An 18,075-nucleotide genomic window follows, 5' to 3' on the forward strand; every position below is an offset into this window, starting at 1 on the left:
GATTTGCCCGAAATAATACGGACTTTGCTACTCGTGCTATTCATAAAAGGTGCGACAATATGCTGTGCTCAAGGGCAAATCATTTACGTTGACAAACGGGGTGCAAATCCTCCAAGGTGCAATCAAACTTAATCCTGCCTAAGACTATTGTAAGGCAAAAAGAGAAGTGAAAAAAGTAGTGGAGTAAGTATCCTATTTTCATTATAGGCTGAGATAAGCTTTCATGATTCGTTGGCAAATGAAATAGAAGCTCCACATGAGATTTTAAGAAAATAGGCAAGTCAAATTTCAGTTTTTATAATTGAAAAAATGAAAAACGCATAGACAACTGTGTCTATTAGTGAAAATACGACATTTCTCGCTTTGTGTCGTGTTATTTGCAGATAACAGATTCTATATTTGATGATGAAAGGAGGAGTTGAGGTGGAGCAAGTAAAAATCGGGAATTTTTTAAAAAAACTTCGCAAAGAAAAAGGCATTACACAGGAGCAGTTGGCAGAAATATTAAATGTCTCTGGAAGGACCGTATCCAGATGGGAAACCGGAAACAATATGCCGGATATCAGTATTCTTGTGGATATTGCAGATTATTATGATATCAGCATTCCTGAGATTATCAGTGGAGAAAGGAAAAGCGAGATGATGAACGAAGAAGAAAGAAAAATTGCTAAAACAATGTCAGATTATGCAACTACAGAGAAAGAGAAGATTTTTAAGGAAATGAAGCTCCAAAGTGTCATGGGAGTTTGTGCATTGGTTCTATACTGGATTCTGCATGAAACAGGTGCATATATGTATAATGATGTGTTAGGAAAGCTTGCCGGCTATTGTGAGACCTTGGTATCTGTGTCAGTCATAATGATGGCAGCATTTACGACAGGATCTTTAAGCAAGGTGCGGAGCAAGAGTAGGAAAGTTTTTGTGTTCGAAAATTTCCCAAAACCTATGCAATTAGTTGTAACTGCAGTTGTTGCTTTTGGTGGAGCTGCTGTGATCAAGCTGGTACTGGTGTATTTTTTCGGCTTATAAGTATTTTCAAATTCGTATTATATACTATGGAAAAAGAACTTTTTGACATTTTCACAGATGCGTGCTAATATGATTATAGAAAAAGAGTGCTACCGATAGACGGTTAGTCCGTTTTACTATTTAGAATATCATCAAAGATAACCGCTCAGTTTACCAGACCAGGGCGGTTATTTTTGTGGTTTATGATTATCTTTGCCTAATGTATATCCGATACTAAAGCAGGTTAAGCCGAAGCTCACTACTGCTATGAAGTCAATAATACTCATTGGCTTAGCCCTCCTTTCCACTGGATTCCTTTACAGGTTTCTATGTAATCAGAGGGTCACAGGTCTCCGTTTCACTTCGGTCGTTGCAAAACGAGTGCCACTGGCACTCTGCAACCCTCTGGAGAAGGCCATGTAAAACGAAATAAGAAGACGTTTTACTTCGTGCACCCAAAATCCACTATTTTCGTACCAGATACAGAGAAATGTCCATTCCTATGGCTCCTTCTTCTGAGATATTTATTGATGAAACACTAAAAAATCCTTGATTTTCAAGGAAAAAAGACTTGACTATATAGGGAGGATTCAAAGATGGTAAAGATAATAGATAAAGAAAGAGTATTGGGAAAAATAAAAAAAGAAAAATCCATCATTGAATTTTTTACGGGCGTAGGCACCGGAATTATTGTATCCTGCTTGCTTTCACCCGATTCCATACGCCGAACTGTAGTAATACTTATTGGACTTGTAATGATTGGAATTGGTTGGTACAAAGAAACAAGGTATGATAATAAAGTTTTTAAATATATGGAAGAATTCGAAGAAGATTCATTTCACAATCTTTGTGTTTTTACATGCAGAAAGTTTTGATTTTGGGTAATGCATCGGGAAGCTAATCATGTTACAATTATAGTATTTCCTGGAATTATTACGTTAATTTTCTGTTGCGCAGCACTTTGTTCCCGAGCAATGTATTTCTGATGTATTAATTCCCGGAACTACTGTAAATAATTCAAAAAATGCCATAAAACAAAAAGAAAAGGAAATAAAAAATGTCTAATCTGGAAGCAATCAACGAGACTTCTTATCTGTCTGTTCCCAACGCTCCCGTGTATCGAAAGATCATGCGCTGTTTTTACAGAGAATATGAAAAGATGAATTTCAAAATGTACAAAGAAGACATTTTTCAGCTGTTAAAGCAGGATGATATGTTTCAGGATTATACGATAGAACAGCTGATTCTGGATCTGGATGCGCTGGTCAAATGGCGGAATCTTACGCCGATCCAGGACCCGGGCAGAGTGTATACGATTGCAGAATATAAGAATAAACAGTATCAGTATACGATGTCTGAGTATGCAGTAGAAATTGAACGTATGACAGTACGTCTTGAAAATCTGTTTGTGGAATCCGGGAATCTGTCCACGAATTTTTTTGTACGTATTGAGAAAAGCCTGGATGAAGCGGAGGATATGCAGAATGCATCTCTGAAGGATATCAATGAATGGTGGAACCTTCTTCAGGAGGATTTTAAGCGGCTGAACCAGAATTATCAGGATTACCTGAGAGATTTTTATTCCGGAAAATCCGAGCAGCTGATGAAGTCGGTGGAATTTATTGTTCATAAGGATAAATTCATTAAATATCTGACGGAATTCATACAGGAAATGCAGCGCCATTCCAGAAAGATCCAGCGCATCCTGGAGAAAAATACATCTCTGCTGGAAGATACCCTTCTGGAAAAGGTTGTACAGAGTGAACTGGAAATTCCTCATGCCGTACTGGAGATCAGGGGAAATGCAGAACCCAGTATCAGGGAAAATGTAATGGGAAAATGGAATTCACTCAAAAACTGGTTTTTGGATTCCGACCGGAGGGAATGTGAATGCAAAAAAGTTCTCAGGATCACCAACGATGTAATTCGAAGTATTATCCAGAATGCGGCCCTGATCGTACAGATCCAGAACTGGGGAATCAGCAGAAAAGACGATTACAAAAAATTTCTGGAACTTTTCCTGCAATGCGAAGATCTGAATGAGGCCCGAAGGCTTTCAGCGCATGCGTTTGGAGTGCAGAAGATCCAGCATTTCAAGACCCTGGAATCACGGGAGGAAGACTCCATTAACAACAGTGTATATGACGAAGCTCCTTCTGGATTTCTTCTGAAACCTCATACCCGGAACTACAGAGAGAAAAAAGACAAGAGAGGTTTTGAGGACAAATCCTTTCAGAAAATGCTTCAGAGAGAAGCGTATCTCAGACAGGCCCGGCAACAAAAAGAGATCGTTATGCACTATATTAAAGATAACAAAATTACCTTTTCTGAAATTGATGAAATTGTGACGGAAGATACCCGAACTGTATTTTTGCAGTGGATCACCCAGGCAAATATGAATTCACAGAAAACCGGAAGAACAGAATACGGACAGGAGTACCGCCTGATCCGGAAACCGGAAAAATGCGTGCTGAAATGTGAAGATGGAAACCTGGTCATGCCATCCTATATACTGGAGTTTAAATAAAAATGAATGAAGTCAGAACTTTGCTGGAAAACTTCTGGATCTGCAAGGATACAGATAAAGAAACCTATTACAGAATAAAAAGAGATATTCCAAACTTTCAGAAATTTATCCGGGAACAATTGGGCTGGAAGCTGATACATACGGAGAATCTTCTGAAACTGGAAAAGAGACCTGCACATGCAGAACCGTTTATGGGAATCGAAGAATTTACAGAGATCCGTGATTACTGTATTCTCTGTGTGGTTCTGATGTATCTGGAAGATAAGGAAGAACAGGCTCCGTTTTTGCTGTCAGAGCTGATCAGTTATGTTGAAACGCAGCTAAAAACTTATATGACCATTGACTGGACATCTTTTACCCAGAGAAAATCTCTGGTAAGAGTTCTTCAGTACATGGAGAAGCAGCAGATGATCCGGGCTCGCGATGGACGAAGTGAAGGCTTTGGTTCCGAAGCTGGGCAGGAAGTATTATATGAAAATACCGGATATTCGAAATATTTTGCCACAAGTTTTCCAAGGGATATTTCAGGCTATCAGTCCTGGAAGGATTTTGAAAAAACAGATTTCCAGGAAATCGAGCAGAATAAAGGTGTGGCGAAGATCAATCGTGTCTACCGTCAGCTTGCCGTCTGTCCGGCAATGTACTGGGATGGAAATGAGGACCCGGATGGACTTTATCTGAAAAATCAGCGCCAGTGGGTATCCAGATATCTGAAGGAAAATCTTGGCGGAAATCTTGATATTTACCGAAATATGGCATGCCTGACACTGGAGGAGAGAGACTGCTACGGAGCGGTACATCCACGTGACGCGATGCTTCCGGAAGCAGTACTTCTGATCTGTGCCAGAATACAGGATGAGCTTACCGATGAAAAGATAAAAAAAGCGGAAGATGAATGTATTTATATTACTCTGGAGGAATTTCAGGATCTGGTGCTGGGATGCCGGAAGGAATGGAAAAAAGGCTGGAGTAAGGAATTTCGTGAAATGGAAGAAACAAAGCTGATAGAAACAGTCAGAACATATATGGAAAACTGGATGATGATCCGAGAGGAAGCGGATCAGATCGTTATATTACCGGCAGCGGGAAGACTGGCAGGCTTTTATCCGGAGGACTTTATGGGAGGTACCGAAAATTGAATGACCGTTGGAAAATGAACAGAATCGGATTTGTAAATTTCTGGCTGTATGATGAGGAATATTTTGGATTTACAGATGGAAAACTCCTTCTTCGTGGACAGAATGGGTCGGGAAAATCCATTACAACACAGAGTTTTATTCCCTTTGTGCTGGACGGAGACCGGACACCCAGCCGTCTGGACCCTTTTGGCTCCAGTGACCGAAAAATGGAATATTATTTTTTAGGTGAAGAAGGAAAGGATGAAGCAACGGGCTATCTGTTTCTGGAATTTAAAAAAGAAGCAACCGGTGAGTACCGTACCATTGGAATCGGACAGAGGGCAAGACGGGGAAAACCTATGGATTTCTGGGGATTCGTGATCCTGGACGGCAGAAGGATCGGCTATGATCTGTGGCTTTATAAAGAAGTAGGAAGCAGCAGGATCCCTTATGACAAGCGGGAAATGCGTGCTGTTTTGGGAGAGGAAAATTTCTTCACCGACAGTCAGAGTGATTATAAAAAGCATGTAAATCAGTATATTTTCGGGTTTCGGAAAGAAGAACAGTATGAACAGTTTATCCGTCTGCTGGTAAAGGTACGTGCGCCGAAACTTTCGAAAGAATTTAAGCCCACAAAGGTCTATGATATCCTGAATGATTCCCTGCAGACTTTGTCGGATGAGGATCTTCGCGCAATGGTAGATGCCATGGAAAAGATGGATGATATCCAGGACAGCCTGGAAACTCTGAACCGTGCATTTGCAGATGTAAAGATCATCCGGAATGAATATACCCGTTATAATCAGTATATGCTTGCAAAAAAAGCGCAGGCTTATCTGACAGAAAAAGAAAAAGTAGAAGAACTTCAGCAGGATTTTGAGGAACGCAGACAGAAGCTTCTGGAAACCGAAGAAAAAAGACAAAACGGAACAGAAGTTTTAAAAGAGCTTCGGGAAAAAGAAAAACTGGCGGAGACAGAACGAAATGGCCTTCTGGATATGGATCTGGAGGAAATCGATAATAAACTGGATTATGCCAGAAAACAGAAGGAAGAAGCAGAACAGAACGAGACACGCTGGGAAGAAAAGATCCAGGAGTTTAAGACAAGGATCTGGGAACAGGAGCAGGAGCTGAAGAGGACGCAGGAGCGTCTGGAAGAGAGGCAGCAGGAACTGGAACAGCAGAAAGAAGAGCTGGATGAGCAACAGGAAATCCTGCGATGGGAGTATCATGAAAAAGCCTGTGACATTATAGAAAATGAAAATTTTGAGAAAACGGAAGAGATCATAAGAAATCTGGATATTCTGAAAAAGCTTGTAGAAGAATGTCATCAGGTTATCCGGCAGTATGAGATGCTTTCCGGACAGTATGATGAAATTGCCGGTCAGCTGGAAATCCTGAAACAGGAAAAAACAGAAAAAAAACAGGCACTGAAAAACGCACAGGAACAGGTACAGGGCAGTATTGACCAGTGGATCACCGATGTTTTTGAGATAAAAAAGAATTCCAGCCAGTGGGAGCCGGACGAAGAAATGCTCCATGAGATCGAAGAAAAAGTGAGGGAATATCAGTCTGTAGAAGATGCGGGAGCTGTGCAGGAACTGTTAAGAGCTGATTATGAACGGCAGAGACAGGTAATTCTTGATCAGAAGACAGAGAAAGAGAATATACAAAAATCTGTAAAAGATAAGCTGGAAAAAGTGCAGAAAGAATTGACCACTGTTCTGGAGCAGAAAGAACTGGAGCCGGAACGGGACGAAGAAACTGAGCGGTCAAGGGCAGCGATGGCAGAAAAGGGGATCATAGCAGTTCCTTTTTATAAGACCGTAGAGTTTTCAGATGATCTGGATCAGTCTGCCTGTGCACAACTGGAGGCACAGCTTCAGAGAGCAGGACTTCTGGATGCGCTGGTGCTCACAGAACATGATTTTAAAGATATCAGGGAAAAGCTTCCGGAATTTCTGGATACGGTTATTCATATGGAGGAAACCGGAAATTCGGGATTTTCCGGACTGAAAGTAAATGAAGAACTACCGCCGGAATTGAAGAAAGAAATTTCGCGGATTTTGTCGAATATTTATGAAAAAGAAAATGGTTCCGGAATCTGTATCGGCGCAGATGGCTGGTTCCGTCAGGGAATCCTTACCGGACGTGCGGATAAATCCGGTGATGCGGAATACATAGGAGTTCTGGCGAGAAAACGCCGCAGGGAACAGAGAATCCAGGAACTGGAAAGTGAGATCAGGGAGCTGAATGAAACTCTGGAATCTGTGGAAAGTGAGATCCGGGAAATCTGCAACTATATGGAAACGCTCCTGGAAGAATACCGACAGCTGCCGGGATTTGGAGAGATCAATGCTGCGCTGGCACTGGAAAAAGAGTGCGAAATGCTTTTGCAGATAAAAAATGCGGAGTATACGCAGAAAGAGAAACAGGAGCAGGAGAAACTCCAGGAGAAAAATCAGAAATACCAGCAGATGCTGCAGAAATGCAAACTGTTTCCATATGGAAGGACCGAAGAAGCTTACGAAGAAGTCAGTAATGCCATTGAAGAATATCGTCATATCTGGCAGGAGATCAGGCAGGATATCCTGCAGATCATTACATTAAAAAGCAGCTGCATTGACAGACAGGATGCAATGGAACGGGACGAGCATCAGATGGATGATGCGTTCCGGGAGCTGGAACATTACAGTACAAAGCGAAAAGAAGCGGAGCTGCAGATCCGGCAGCTGGAAGAGTATCTGAACCGTCCTGACATAGCAGAAAAAGCAAACCGCCTGAAACAGCTGAGGGAAGAAATCCGGGAAACCAGAGACAGGATCAGCTTCCTGGAGAAAGAGCTGGCAGTCCTTACAGACAGACTGGAGCGGATGCAGGAAGAAGAGCCTGAGAAGAAGCTGGAGCTTCAGAGGGAGATTGCAGCAGAACAGACTTTGAGAAATTATTTTGAGGAAGAGATTGCCCTTAAGCTGGTACTGGAGAGAGAAGGCAGAACGTTATATGATTGTGCAAAGGCAGCAGTGGGGCTTCTTCGGGAGAATGACAGAAACAGAGAACAGAGCGAAGTGTTCCAGGCATTATTCCGTGTTTATCAGCAGCATAACGGAAGTCTGATACCGTATGGAACTTCCATAGAAAACTGTTTTGGGTCAGAGCAGAATGCACCGGAAGAAAAAGGAACTGCTTTGCGAAGCCGTGTGCGTATTGTATCTACCTGGCAGGGAAAACAGGTTTATTTGGAAGAGTTTTATAATATCCTGAAAGCAGCCATTGAGGAAACCGAGCTCCTCATTCAGGAAAAAGACAGGGAACTGTTTGAAGATATCCTTTCCCAGACAATCAGTCAGCAGCTTACCGATAAGATCGCGGAGAGCAGGAAATGGGTTAAGGACATGTCCGGGCTTATGAACGAGATGGATACTTCTATGGGATTAAGTTTTTCCCTGGAATGGAAGCCTTGCAAACCGGAAAATGATACGGAGCTGGAAGTGGGAGAACTTGAAAAGATATTGCTTCGTGATCATGCACTTCTGACACTGGAAGATATCGAAAAAGTTGCAGCCCATTTCCGTAGTAAGATCCAGGCAGAAAAAGCAAGGCTGGAAGAAAATAACGGTACAGTAACGTATATAGATCTGGTGCGGGATGCACTGGACTATAGGAAGTGGTTTGAATTCCGCATGTTCTACAAACGAGGGGAAGAATCGAAGAGACCACTGACCAATGCCGCATTTAACCGCTTCAGCGGAGGAGAAAAAGCCATGGCTATGTATGTGCCTCTTTTTGCGGCTGTGAACGCCCAGTATCAGAAGGCAGAAAATAAGGATCATCCGCGAATGGTTGCACTGGATGAGGCTTTTGCAGGTGTAGATGATAAGAACATCAGCAGCATGTTTGAACTGGTACAGAAGCTTGATTTTGACTATATCATGAATTCCCAGTCTCTCTGGGGATGCTTTGAAACTGTTCGTGGACTGCGGATCGCGGAGCTCCAGAGACCGCAGAACTCTCAGGTGGTTTCTGTGATCTTTTATACCTGGAATGGAAGTGAAAGGATCTTAGATGAGCAGTAACAGGAATAATGATCAGGCATGTGCGGAGTATTTTAAAAGCCAGAAGATTTATCAGCGCTGTTTTCGGGAGCTATGGAAAAAATGGCGTTCCTATGGCAAACCCGCTGGAAGGATCACGCTGAAGCATGCATCTGATGAAGAGCGCCGTGCAGTTGGCGGAATTACCGGAAAGGTGTTTTATGAGGAAGATATCCACTTTACTTTTGCGGAATTCGAGCAGGGACTGCAGAAGACCCGTTTTGCACCGGTTGATATAAAAAAGGTCCTGGAAGAATACTTTGGAGAAGAACTTGTCACAAAACAGGATCAGAAAAAGGAAGCACGAAAACAGAAAGAAAATTTTCTGAAAGATATCCGCGATGCTTTTCGGGAAAAGAGTGAGGCAGAATCTGTTGCGTCTGAATGGATAGAACAGATGCTGTCCATGAAAAAGTATGGATATCAGATTCTTATCCGGGAGTTTGAAAAAGATCCGGATCAGGCAGGTGTGCTGGCAGAATATGTGGGAAATTCCCTGGAAAAGCTTTGCGGGATTTCGAATACGGAGGAATGTCCACTTGCGGTATTTGCAGCAGAGATATCCGGAAATCCACATTATTTTGACCGCGAAACAACAGCAGGAATGCTTCTGGTCCGGGGAATCTGCTGTATCCGAAGGAGGGAAGTTCCGGAGAATGCTTACCAGTGGCGGGAGCTGATGGAGACAGAGGGAATCATTCCGGACAATGTATCCTCCCTGCTGCATGTATATGGATTGCGGTTAAAAAAAGGAGCTGCCTGGCACCCGGCGTACGAGGCATTTTGTGAAGCGGGAGAACCCTGCGTGATCACAATGGAAAACATGAAAGGAATCACAGAAGTACAGCCTCTGGGGAAAAAAGTGTTTATCGTAGAAAATGAAATGGTATTCAGTTATCTTATCGATAATCTTCCGGATAAAAACTGCACACTTCTGTGTACTTCCGGTCAGCTGCGCTTTGTGGCACAGAAACTGCTGAGTCTGGTCTTGGAAGCTGAGCTGGATGTTTATTACAGCGGAGATATTGATCCGGATGGAATGGGAATTGCGGACAGATTGTGGCAGAAATTTGGTGACAAGATCCATCTGTGGAGAATGAGTCCGGAGGATTATGAAAAAAGTATTTCCGGGGAACACATTGAGGAAAAGGGTCTGACGAAGCTTTTGCACATCCATCATCCATTGCTGAAAAAAACAGCAGAATATGTAAAACAGAAACAGTTATCCGGCTATCAGGAAAATATATTAAAAGAATTACTGGCAGATATGGCGAAAGCAGATGAACGCAGCTGAAAAAATAAAAACACCGAACAAAAATCTGAGATTTAACTTCAATAAAAGCGGAAGTTAAATCTCAGATTTTTTAATTGTTCAAACTATATATTTTTATGTGAAAATCACCAAAACCCTCTCGACTTTACACTACGTTAATGCTATACTTATATAGTTATTTAACGTTTTAAAGTGGAAAATAAAAGTGAAAATACAGGAAAGAAGATAGAAAATGAAGATCGTTGTATGTATGAAGCAGGTACCGGCAACTTCCAAGGTTGATATCGATCCGGAAACCGGTGCCATGAAACGAATGTCCGGTGAGACAAGGACTAATCCATATGATCTGTTTGCACTGGAAACTGCCCTTTCGATCCGGGAAAAAACAGGCGGAACTGTAACCGTCCTTACCATGGGACCGCCTCAGGCGGAAGAGATGATCCGGGATGCTTATACCATGGGTGCTGATGAGGGCGTGATTCTTTCAGACCGAAAATTTGCGGGAGCGGATGTTCTGGCAACCTCTTATGCGTTAGCACAGGGAATCCAGGTGATCGGCGGTGCAGATCTGATCATCTGCGGAAGACAGACCACAGATGGTGACACAGCCCAGGTTGGACCGGCCATTGCAGAGCATCTGACCATCCCACATGCTGCATGGGTAGCTGAGATCATGGACGTCAATGAAAAAAACATTCAGGTCCGTCAGGATCTTGTCAGTGTTTCCCAGGTTTCCGAGATTCCGTATCCATGTCTGCTGACTATTGATAAGGATACCTGCGTGCCACGTCTGCCATCCTATTTATTAAAGAAGGCAACTTCAGACCGTCCGGTACGGATCTTAAGCTTTGAAGATATGCCGGATCAGGATCTGAGCCGTTACGGACTGATCGGTTCCCCCACCTCTGTGGAAAAAATGTTTGCGCCGGAGGAAAGTGAAAAACAGGTTTATCTGGAAGGGACTGCAAAGGAAAAAGCAGACAGGCTTGTTGCTCTCCTGACCGGAAAGAAGATCATATAGGGGGAAGCGGAACATGGAATTTTTAAAATTTGATATAAACAAATGCGTACTCTGCGGAGTATGCGTGGAGAAATGTCCTTTTGGGGCCCTCACCATAGAGGGAAATGGAATTGTTGTAGGCGATGCCTGTCGTATGTGCGGGCTTTGCGTTCGTAACTGCCCGGAGAAAGCCATCCGGTTTGAGCAGAAGGCGAAATCCTTTGACAAGGATAAATGGAAAAACTTTCTTATCTATGTGGAGCAGGAGAGAGGAGAGATTCATCCGGTTACCTTTGAACTGATCGGGGAAGCGAGAAAGATGGCGGTCAAAGTCGGTTATCAGGTTAACTGTGTGATCGTCGGAGGAAAAGGAACAAAGGAAAATGCGGAAAAGCTTCTGCCGTATGGCGTAGACAATGTGTACGTATATGAGCATGAAGGCTTCGAAGGTTTCCGTGCAGATTGTTACACAGATGCAGTTGCAGACTGTATCGCAGCAAACAAGCCAAGCTCTGTGCTGATCGGAGCTACTGCGCTGGGGCGTTCCCTTGCACCGAGGCTTTCCACCAGGTTCCATACGGGACTGACTGCAGACTGCACAACTCTGGATATCCGTTCCAACACCGATATGATCCAGATCAGACCGGCTTTCGGCGGAAATATCATGGCTCAGATTGGCATCACCAAATCACGGCCACAGTTTGCCACGGTCCGTTATAAGGTTATGGACAAGGCAGAAAAAGTAAAAAATCCGCATGGTCAGGTGGTTGTATGTCCGGTAAACGAAAAAATGGCAGATTCCAGGATTAAAATTCTGTCATCCAGGGTCATTGATAAGGTAAAGAGCCTTGAGGAAGAGGATGTTCTGGTAGTAGCAGGCCGTGGTGTCCGGAATGAAAAGGATGTGGAAATGTGCCGGGAACTGGCAGATGCCCTTGGCGGACAGCTTGCCTTCACCCGCCCTATGGTAGAAAACGGATTCGGAGATGTTGCACATCAGATCGGACTTTCCGGAAGAACTGTCCGTCCGAAGCTGGTCATCACCTGCGGCGTATCCGGTGCTATCCAGTTTACCTCCTGCATGACAGGATCTGACTGTATCGTAGCGATCAACAATGATCCGGAGGCACAGATCTTTAATGTTGCAGATTACTGCATCGTGGATGATCTGTATCAGGTTGTACCGGAGCTGACAGAGCTGATAAAGAATCGGAAGGAGGATTAAGTCATGGCATATCCCTATAAAAAAATGACTTCAGAAGATTTTGACTACATCCGTTCTGTGACTGCTTCAGATCGTGTATGGGTCGGCGACGAGATCGCAAAAGAATATTATCGTGATGAGATGCCGGAGTACGGAGTTTTTCCTCCGGAGCTTTATGTGGAGGTTTTAAATAAAGAAGAGATCTCAGCCATTATGGCTTACGCATATAAAGAAAATATCCCGGTGGTATGCCGTGGCGCAGGAACCGGACTTGCAGGCGGAGCAACCTGTAAATATGGTGGAATCATGCTTTCTGTGATGCGCATGAACAGGATCTTTCCGATCGACAGAAAGAACCAGACCATCACAGCGGAGCCGGGAGCACTGCTCATCGATATCCAGGCGGCAGCAGCGGCAGGCGGACTTTTTTATCCGCCGGACCCGGGTGAAAAAACAGCTTCCATCGGCGGCAATGTTATCACAAATGCCGGTGGCATGAAAGCAGTACGATATGGACTGACCAGGGATTTTGTCCGCTGTATCGAGGCAGTTATGCCGGATGGTTCCATCATGAATTTTTCATCCAACGTTGTGAAGAACACAACGGGATATGATGTAAAAGATCTGGTGATCGGCTCAGAGGGAACCTTATGTATCCTGACTCAGGTAACGCTGAAGCTTCTTCCCGCACCGACCTGTACCTGTACCCTTGTAATGCCGTTCAGGAGTCTTGAGGAATGTGCAGACATGGTCCCGAAGGTTCTGGAGCTGCCGTTTGTGCCAACAGCCATCGAGTTTCTGGAAAGAGAACTGATCGATATCGTAGAACGTAATCTGAACAAAATGTTCCCTGTAAAACAGGGAGAAGCAGTGCTGATCGTTATGTATGATGCTTCCAGTAAACAGGAACTTGACAGTGCAGTAGAGGCAGCAGCGGAAGCAGCTCTGGCAAATGGAGCTCTGGACTGCTGTATCGCAGGAACGCCGGAGCGTGCCGGAGCTGTATGGAGTGTCCGGGGCGGGATCCTGGAAGGAATGAAAGCAGATTCTGTCGCACAGGAGGAGTGTGACGTGGTTGTTCCGCGTGCAAGGATCGCAGAGTATGTAAAAGCAGCCAAAAAGATCGCAAGTGCACATGGTATCCGTGTAGAGCCCTGCGGACATTGCGGAGACGGAAACATCCATACAGAGATGCTCCGTGGACCGGAAATGAGTGACCAGGAGTGGAAGGAAGCCACTCACGCAAGTCTGGTAGAGCTGTATGCACTGTCCAAGGAACTGGGCGGACAGCTTTCCGGTGAGCATGGAATCGGGAACGGACGTCTGGAATTTCTGGAAGAATTTGCGGGACCGAGAATGATCGCTCTTTATAAAGCCATCAAGCTGGCTTTCGATGATAAACTGATCCTGAATCCGGGAAAAGTCATCGAATATAATAAATAAAAAATGGGGGAAAGAGAGATGAGTCAGAATAAATCATTACAAAGTAAAATGCCTCTGGCTATGGGACTTGCGTTCGTCGCATTTACCACACAGTTCGGAGGCGGATTCGCATCAGGAGCGCAGATCTATCAGTATTTTATCAACTACGGTATCTGGTGTCTGATCCTGCCGGCAGTGACACAGGGATTGTATGCACTGTTTTTCTGGTATGGAATGCGCTATGCTTATAAACACAAAACCTACGATTACAGAAGCTTTTCCGACAGTCTTTACGGAAAAACGAAACCGGTTATGTCCAATCTCTATGAGATCTGTTACCTGATCATGATCGGAACTGCATCTGCAGCAGCCTTTGCAACCGGCGGTTCCACACTGCAGACACTGTTCGGGATCCCATACTGGCTCTGTACACTGATTATTGCAGCATTTATCTTTGTGATCGCGCTTTTCGGAACCAATGTCGTAAGAAAATGTGCTTCTACATTAAGTGTGCTGATCATCATCGGTCTTGTACTGGTACTTGTTCCGAATATCATTGCACAGTGGGGAGATATCACAGCTTCCATCCATACTATGTCCTCCGGAGAAATGACTGTACTTTCCTCCGAGAGCGGAGCCTTTGGACCGGCGCTCTATTCAGCAGTCCTTTATTTCTTCTTCCAGCTGGCATCTGTTTCTGTTATGTACCAGCACATGGAGGATGTAACGGACGAAAAACAGATCAACAAAGCAGCGATCTGGATGTTTGTATGCAATTTCTGTGCAATGGAGCTTTCCATCCTCGGACTTCTTGCCATTGCATATGTAAGTGAACTGGCATCTGCATCGGTACCGATGCTGGTACTGGTCCAGAACGGTGTAGGCGCCGGTATCCTGACACCGATCATTTCTCTGCTGATCATCCTTGGAGCTATCTCCACAGCAGTAAATATGATCTCCGGTATTGTGACCCGCTGCGTAAATGCAGTGGAGCGCCGTATGGACAGCCCGGCGAAAAAAGCGCAGGGACACCTTGGAAGAAATGCAGTTTTCACAGCGATCTTTACATTCCTGGCATTTGCCATCGCACAGTTCGGTCTGATGACAGTTGTTAAGAAGGGATATGCATACCTTGGATATGCGGCGTTTATTACATTGTTTGTACCGTTTGTTGTACATGCCGTTGCGACAAAGGGAAAAGAGATCTGAAGAATAAAAAGCTGAACAGAAAATCCCCCGTTGATCCGTATGGCAGGATCATCAGGGGATTTTGTCAAAGTTCACAAAAATATTATAAATATTTTATTAAATATTCCAGATAGACAACATATATTTTTTCTGATACTATTACGTACAGTTATTAAATAGTTACGAATCAGAAGGATTGTTACTGAAATATTTATTTATCGTCAGGCAAGACCTTATAGTAGTATAGGAATAGGTTTTCTATATACTGTAATGGTCTTTTTTTTATTTGTTTGGCAGCGGGGGAACAGGACTATGGTTATCCATAAGATTTTGAATAATAATCTGATACTGTCCAGGGATGGACAGGGACATGAAGTTATTGTAAAGGGCTGCGGAATTGCCTTTCAGAAAAAGAAAGGACAGCAAGTGGAGGAGTCCAGGATCGAGAAAATCTTTACTGCGGAAAATGCCCAGATCAGCAAGGAGATACAGGGTTATCTGACTGCTATTCCGGAAAAATATCTGGATTTTGTGGAAGCTTTTGTAAATGATGTGAAGGAAAAAGAGGGGATGAAATTAAATGACAGTATTTATTTTTCCCTTAGCGACCATATCATGGGTGCGATCTCCAGACTTGAAAACGGGATCCGCCTTCAGAATATGCTGCTTCTGGATATCAAGCAGCTTTATCATAAGGAATATGAGATCGGCCTGGAATTACTGAAAAAGGTAAATGAGATGTTCGAGGTAGATCTTTCTGCAGATGAAGCAGGATTTTTTGCATTGCATTTTGTGAATGCGGAAGATGGCGGCAAGACGGACAGCTATCAGATTTCCATTATCGTACATCAGATCCTGGACATCGTGGAGAAGTATTATGACAATATGGAATTTCAGGAGGATAATCTGTATTATCAGCGGTTTCTCACGCATCTGAAATATTTTGCCCAGAGATTCCTTCATAAAGAGCTTCACTATGATGAGAATCAGGAGCTTTTCAAGATCATCAAGGAGCAGTACAGAGAAGCTTACGGCTGTGTAAAAATGATCTATCTTATGATGGAAGAGGAATATAAATACGCTATGACTGAGGATGAAATGCTGTATCTGACGATTCATATCCAGAAGATCACAGAAGACCATAAATGTCTGAAAAACCTGTGAAAAGAGATTGTTTTATAAATTAGGTGTTAATGGATTGTTACTGAAATACGTGCCATGTGCGTATCTTTTCAGGCAAGACCTTTAATATAAATTTCAATATTTATTATTAAAGGAGGTCCCCAAATGAAAAAGGACTATGCAAAAACTGCAGACACACTGATTGCAGCGCTGGGCGGAAAAGATAATATCACCCGTCTGTTCCACTGCATGACAAGGCTTCGTTTCTATGTGAAAGACAGATCGAAGATCAACGAGAAAGAGATCTTAAAGCTTTCTGAGATCTCCGGCGTTAACTGGCATGAAGATCAGTTCCAGGTTATCGCAGGAAACGAAGTAAACGCTGTTTACAAGGCATTGGAAGACAAAGGCGTTCCTACCGATGATGCACCGGCAGCGAACTCTGACAGTTCAAAGAGTGTTGTTTCAAAAGTTATCGATGCCATCACCGGATGTATGACCCCGATGATCCCTGCCCTGACTGCAGCCGGTATGATCAAAGTTGTACTTACCCTGCTGACAACTTTTCATCTGGTATCAGAAACAAGCAGTACCTACCAGGTGATCAGTTTTATCGGAGATGTTACTTTCTACTTCATGCCGTTCCTGATCGCAGCAAATGCTGCAAAGGTTTTCCGCGTGAACCAGTCACTGGCGCTGTTTATTGCCGGTGTTTACTTAAGCCCTACCTTTGTAACTATGGTAGCTGGTGATGCGGCCATCACACTGTTTGGTCTGCCGATCACAAAAGCAACTTATTCTTATTCCGTTATTCCGGTTATCCTGATGGTATGGATCACACATTATATTGAGATTCTGGTTGATAAGATCACACCGAAAATGGTAAAACTGATCCTGAACCCGACACTGGTAATTCTGATCAGTGCACCGATCGCCCTGATCGTAGTTGGACCGATCGGAACAATTATTGGTAACGGACTTGCGGTAGCCATCAACTTCCTGTCCGTAAAACTTGGTTTCATTATTGTAGGTATCCTTGCAGCAACCTTCCCGTTCATCGTTATGACCGGTATGCACCATGCGCTGACACCGATCGGACTGAATGCCATTGCAACCGGTGGTACCGATACACTGATCTTTGTATCTCAGGTATGCTCTAACCTTGCACAGTCCGGAGCTTCTCTTGCAGTAGCTGTAAGATCCAAGGACAGCAACATGAAACAGCTGGCAAGTGCAGCCGGTGTTTCCGCTCTTATGGGTATCACAGAGCCTGCTCTGTATGGTGTTACACTGAAACTGAAAAGACCGGTTGTAGCAGCTTCCATCGCAGCCGGAATCGGTGGTATCGTAGGAGGACTTCTTCAGGTTTCTCTTTACATTGCACAGAATTGTATCATGGCGATCCCGGCGTTTATCGGCGAGAAGGGATTAATCAATCTGATTTATGGAATCATTATGATCGTGGTATCTTTTGTAGCTGCTTTTGTTCTTACGCTTATCTTCGGATTTGAGGATGTAAAGGCTGAGACAGAGGATGAAGTACAGAACACAGATACAGAAAAACAGCCGGCACAGCAGAACGCTCCGCTTGTAGATAAGATCGAGCTTTGTGCACCGGTAGCAGGAACTGTAAAAGCACTTTCCGATGTTCCGGATAAAACTTTTGCTGATAAGGTTTTAGGTGACGGAGCAGCGATCGTTCCATCAGAAGGAAAGGTTTATGCACCGGCAGATGGTACGGTGGCAAATATCATGGACAGCAAACATGGAATCATGTTTGTGACAGAAAGTGGAGCAGAAATTCTGATCCACATCGGACTTGATACTGTAAATTTAAATGGTAAATATTTTAAATCCCATGTTTCTGATGGAGATAAGGTAAAAAAAGGAAAGCTTCTTGTGGAATTCGATATGGATGCCATTAAGAAAGAAGGATATGATCTGATCACACCGGTTGTTGTGACCAATATTTCTGATTATATCAAAGCAGTATGCATGGAAAAAGAAGATGCAGCTGTAAATGCAGGAGATAAATTCCTGACTATTGTATAAGAATAATAACGAAACATCAGGCGGAGATAACAGATCCGCCTGATGTTTGTAAAAAGGAGAAAATTAA

At 43.6% G+C, this 18,075-nt stretch carries 12 protein-coding genes; all 12 read left to right on the top strand.

All coding sequences use genetic code 11. The annotated features are described in order from the left end of the window. Positions 1–423: 423 nt before the first annotated feature. The 12 genes from V9W66_RS11375 to V9W66_RS11430 all read left to right on the top strand — a co-directional run bounded on the left by V9W66_RS11375 (position 424) and on the right by V9W66_RS11430 (position 18,008). Positions 424–1,029 (top strand): helix-turn-helix domain-containing protein, encoded by a 606-nt coding sequence (locus V9W66_RS11375; protein WP_243121742.1) that lies wholly within the window; start codon positions 424–426, stop codon positions 1,027–1,029. A 575-nt stretch (positions 1,030–1,604) separates the two neighbouring features. Further along, on the top strand, positions 1,605–1,883 hold the full coding sequence (locus tag V9W66_RS11380; RefSeq protein WP_144094225.1) for a hypothetical protein: 279 nt from the start codon (positions 1,605–1,607) through the stop codon (positions 1,881–1,883). Between the two features lie 182 nt (positions 1,884–2,065). Then, positions 2,066–3,535, top strand: coding sequence for a TIGR02677 family protein (locus V9W66_RS11385; RefSeq protein WP_144094224.1), 1,470 nt, complete (start codon positions 2,066–2,068; stop codon positions 3,533–3,535). Positions 3,536–3,537: 2 nt separating this feature from the next. Then, complete coding sequence (locus tag V9W66_RS11390; protein ID WP_144094223.1) at positions 3,538–4,674, top strand: TIGR02678 family protein; 1,137 nt, start codon at positions 3,538–3,540, stop codon at positions 4,672–4,674. Continuing rightward, a complete protein-coding gene (locus V9W66_RS11395; RefSeq protein ID WP_144094222.1) occupies positions 4,671–8,729 on the top strand; it encodes a TIGR02680 family protein in 4,059 nt (1,352 codons plus the stop codon). Before V9W66_RS11390 ends, V9W66_RS11395 begins: the two co-directional genes overlap by 4 nt. Then, a complete protein-coding gene (locus V9W66_RS11400; protein ID WP_144094221.1) occupies positions 8,719–10,041 on the top strand; it encodes a TIGR02679 domain-containing protein in 1,323 nt (440 codons plus the stop codon). The genes V9W66_RS11395 and V9W66_RS11400 overlap by 11 nt, the downstream gene beginning before the upstream one ends. Positions 10,042–10,252: 211 nt before the next feature. Beyond that, the gene (locus tag V9W66_RS11405; protein ID WP_144094220.1) at positions 10,253–11,041 is read left to right on the top strand and encodes an electron transfer flavoprotein subunit beta/FixA family protein; all 789 of its coding nucleotides are present in this window, start codon (positions 10,253–10,255) and stop codon (positions 11,039–11,041) included. 13 nt (positions 11,042–11,054) lie between these two features. After that, a complete protein-coding gene (locus V9W66_RS11410) occupies positions 11,055–12,245 on the top strand; it encodes an electron transfer flavoprotein subunit alpha (RefSeq protein WP_144094219.1) in 1,191 nt (396 codons plus the stop codon). A gap of 3 nt (positions 12,246–12,248) precedes the next feature. Then, positions 12,249–13,667 (top strand): FAD-binding oxidoreductase, encoded by a 1,419-nt coding sequence (locus V9W66_RS11415; protein WP_144094218.1) that lies wholly within the window; start codon positions 12,249–12,251, stop codon positions 13,665–13,667. Positions 13,668–13,685: 18 nt separating this feature from the next. Further along, a complete protein-coding gene (locus V9W66_RS11420; protein WP_092072300.1) occupies positions 13,686–14,855 on the top strand; it encodes a YkvI family membrane protein in 1,170 nt (389 codons plus the stop codon). A 291-nt stretch (positions 14,856–15,146) separates the two neighbouring features. Further along, positions 15,147–15,998 (top strand): BglG family transcription antiterminator LicT, encoded by an 852-nt coding sequence (gene licT / locus V9W66_RS11425; protein ID WP_144094217.1) that lies wholly within the window; start codon positions 15,147–15,149, stop codon positions 15,996–15,998. A gap of 123 nt (positions 15,999–16,121) precedes the next feature. Continuing rightward, positions 16,122–18,008: a beta-glucoside-specific PTS transporter subunit IIABC gene (locus V9W66_RS11430; protein WP_021650624.1), complete on the top strand. Its 1,887-nt coding sequence runs from the start codon at positions 16,122–16,124 to the stop codon at positions 18,006–18,008. Positions 18,009–18,075: the final 67 nt, after the last annotated feature.

It is taken from the genome of Blautia massiliensis (ex Durand et al. 2017), from assembly GCF_051861785.1.
GTDB lineage: Bacteria > Bacillota > Clostridia > Lachnospirales > Lachnospiraceae > Blautia_A > Blautia_A luti_A.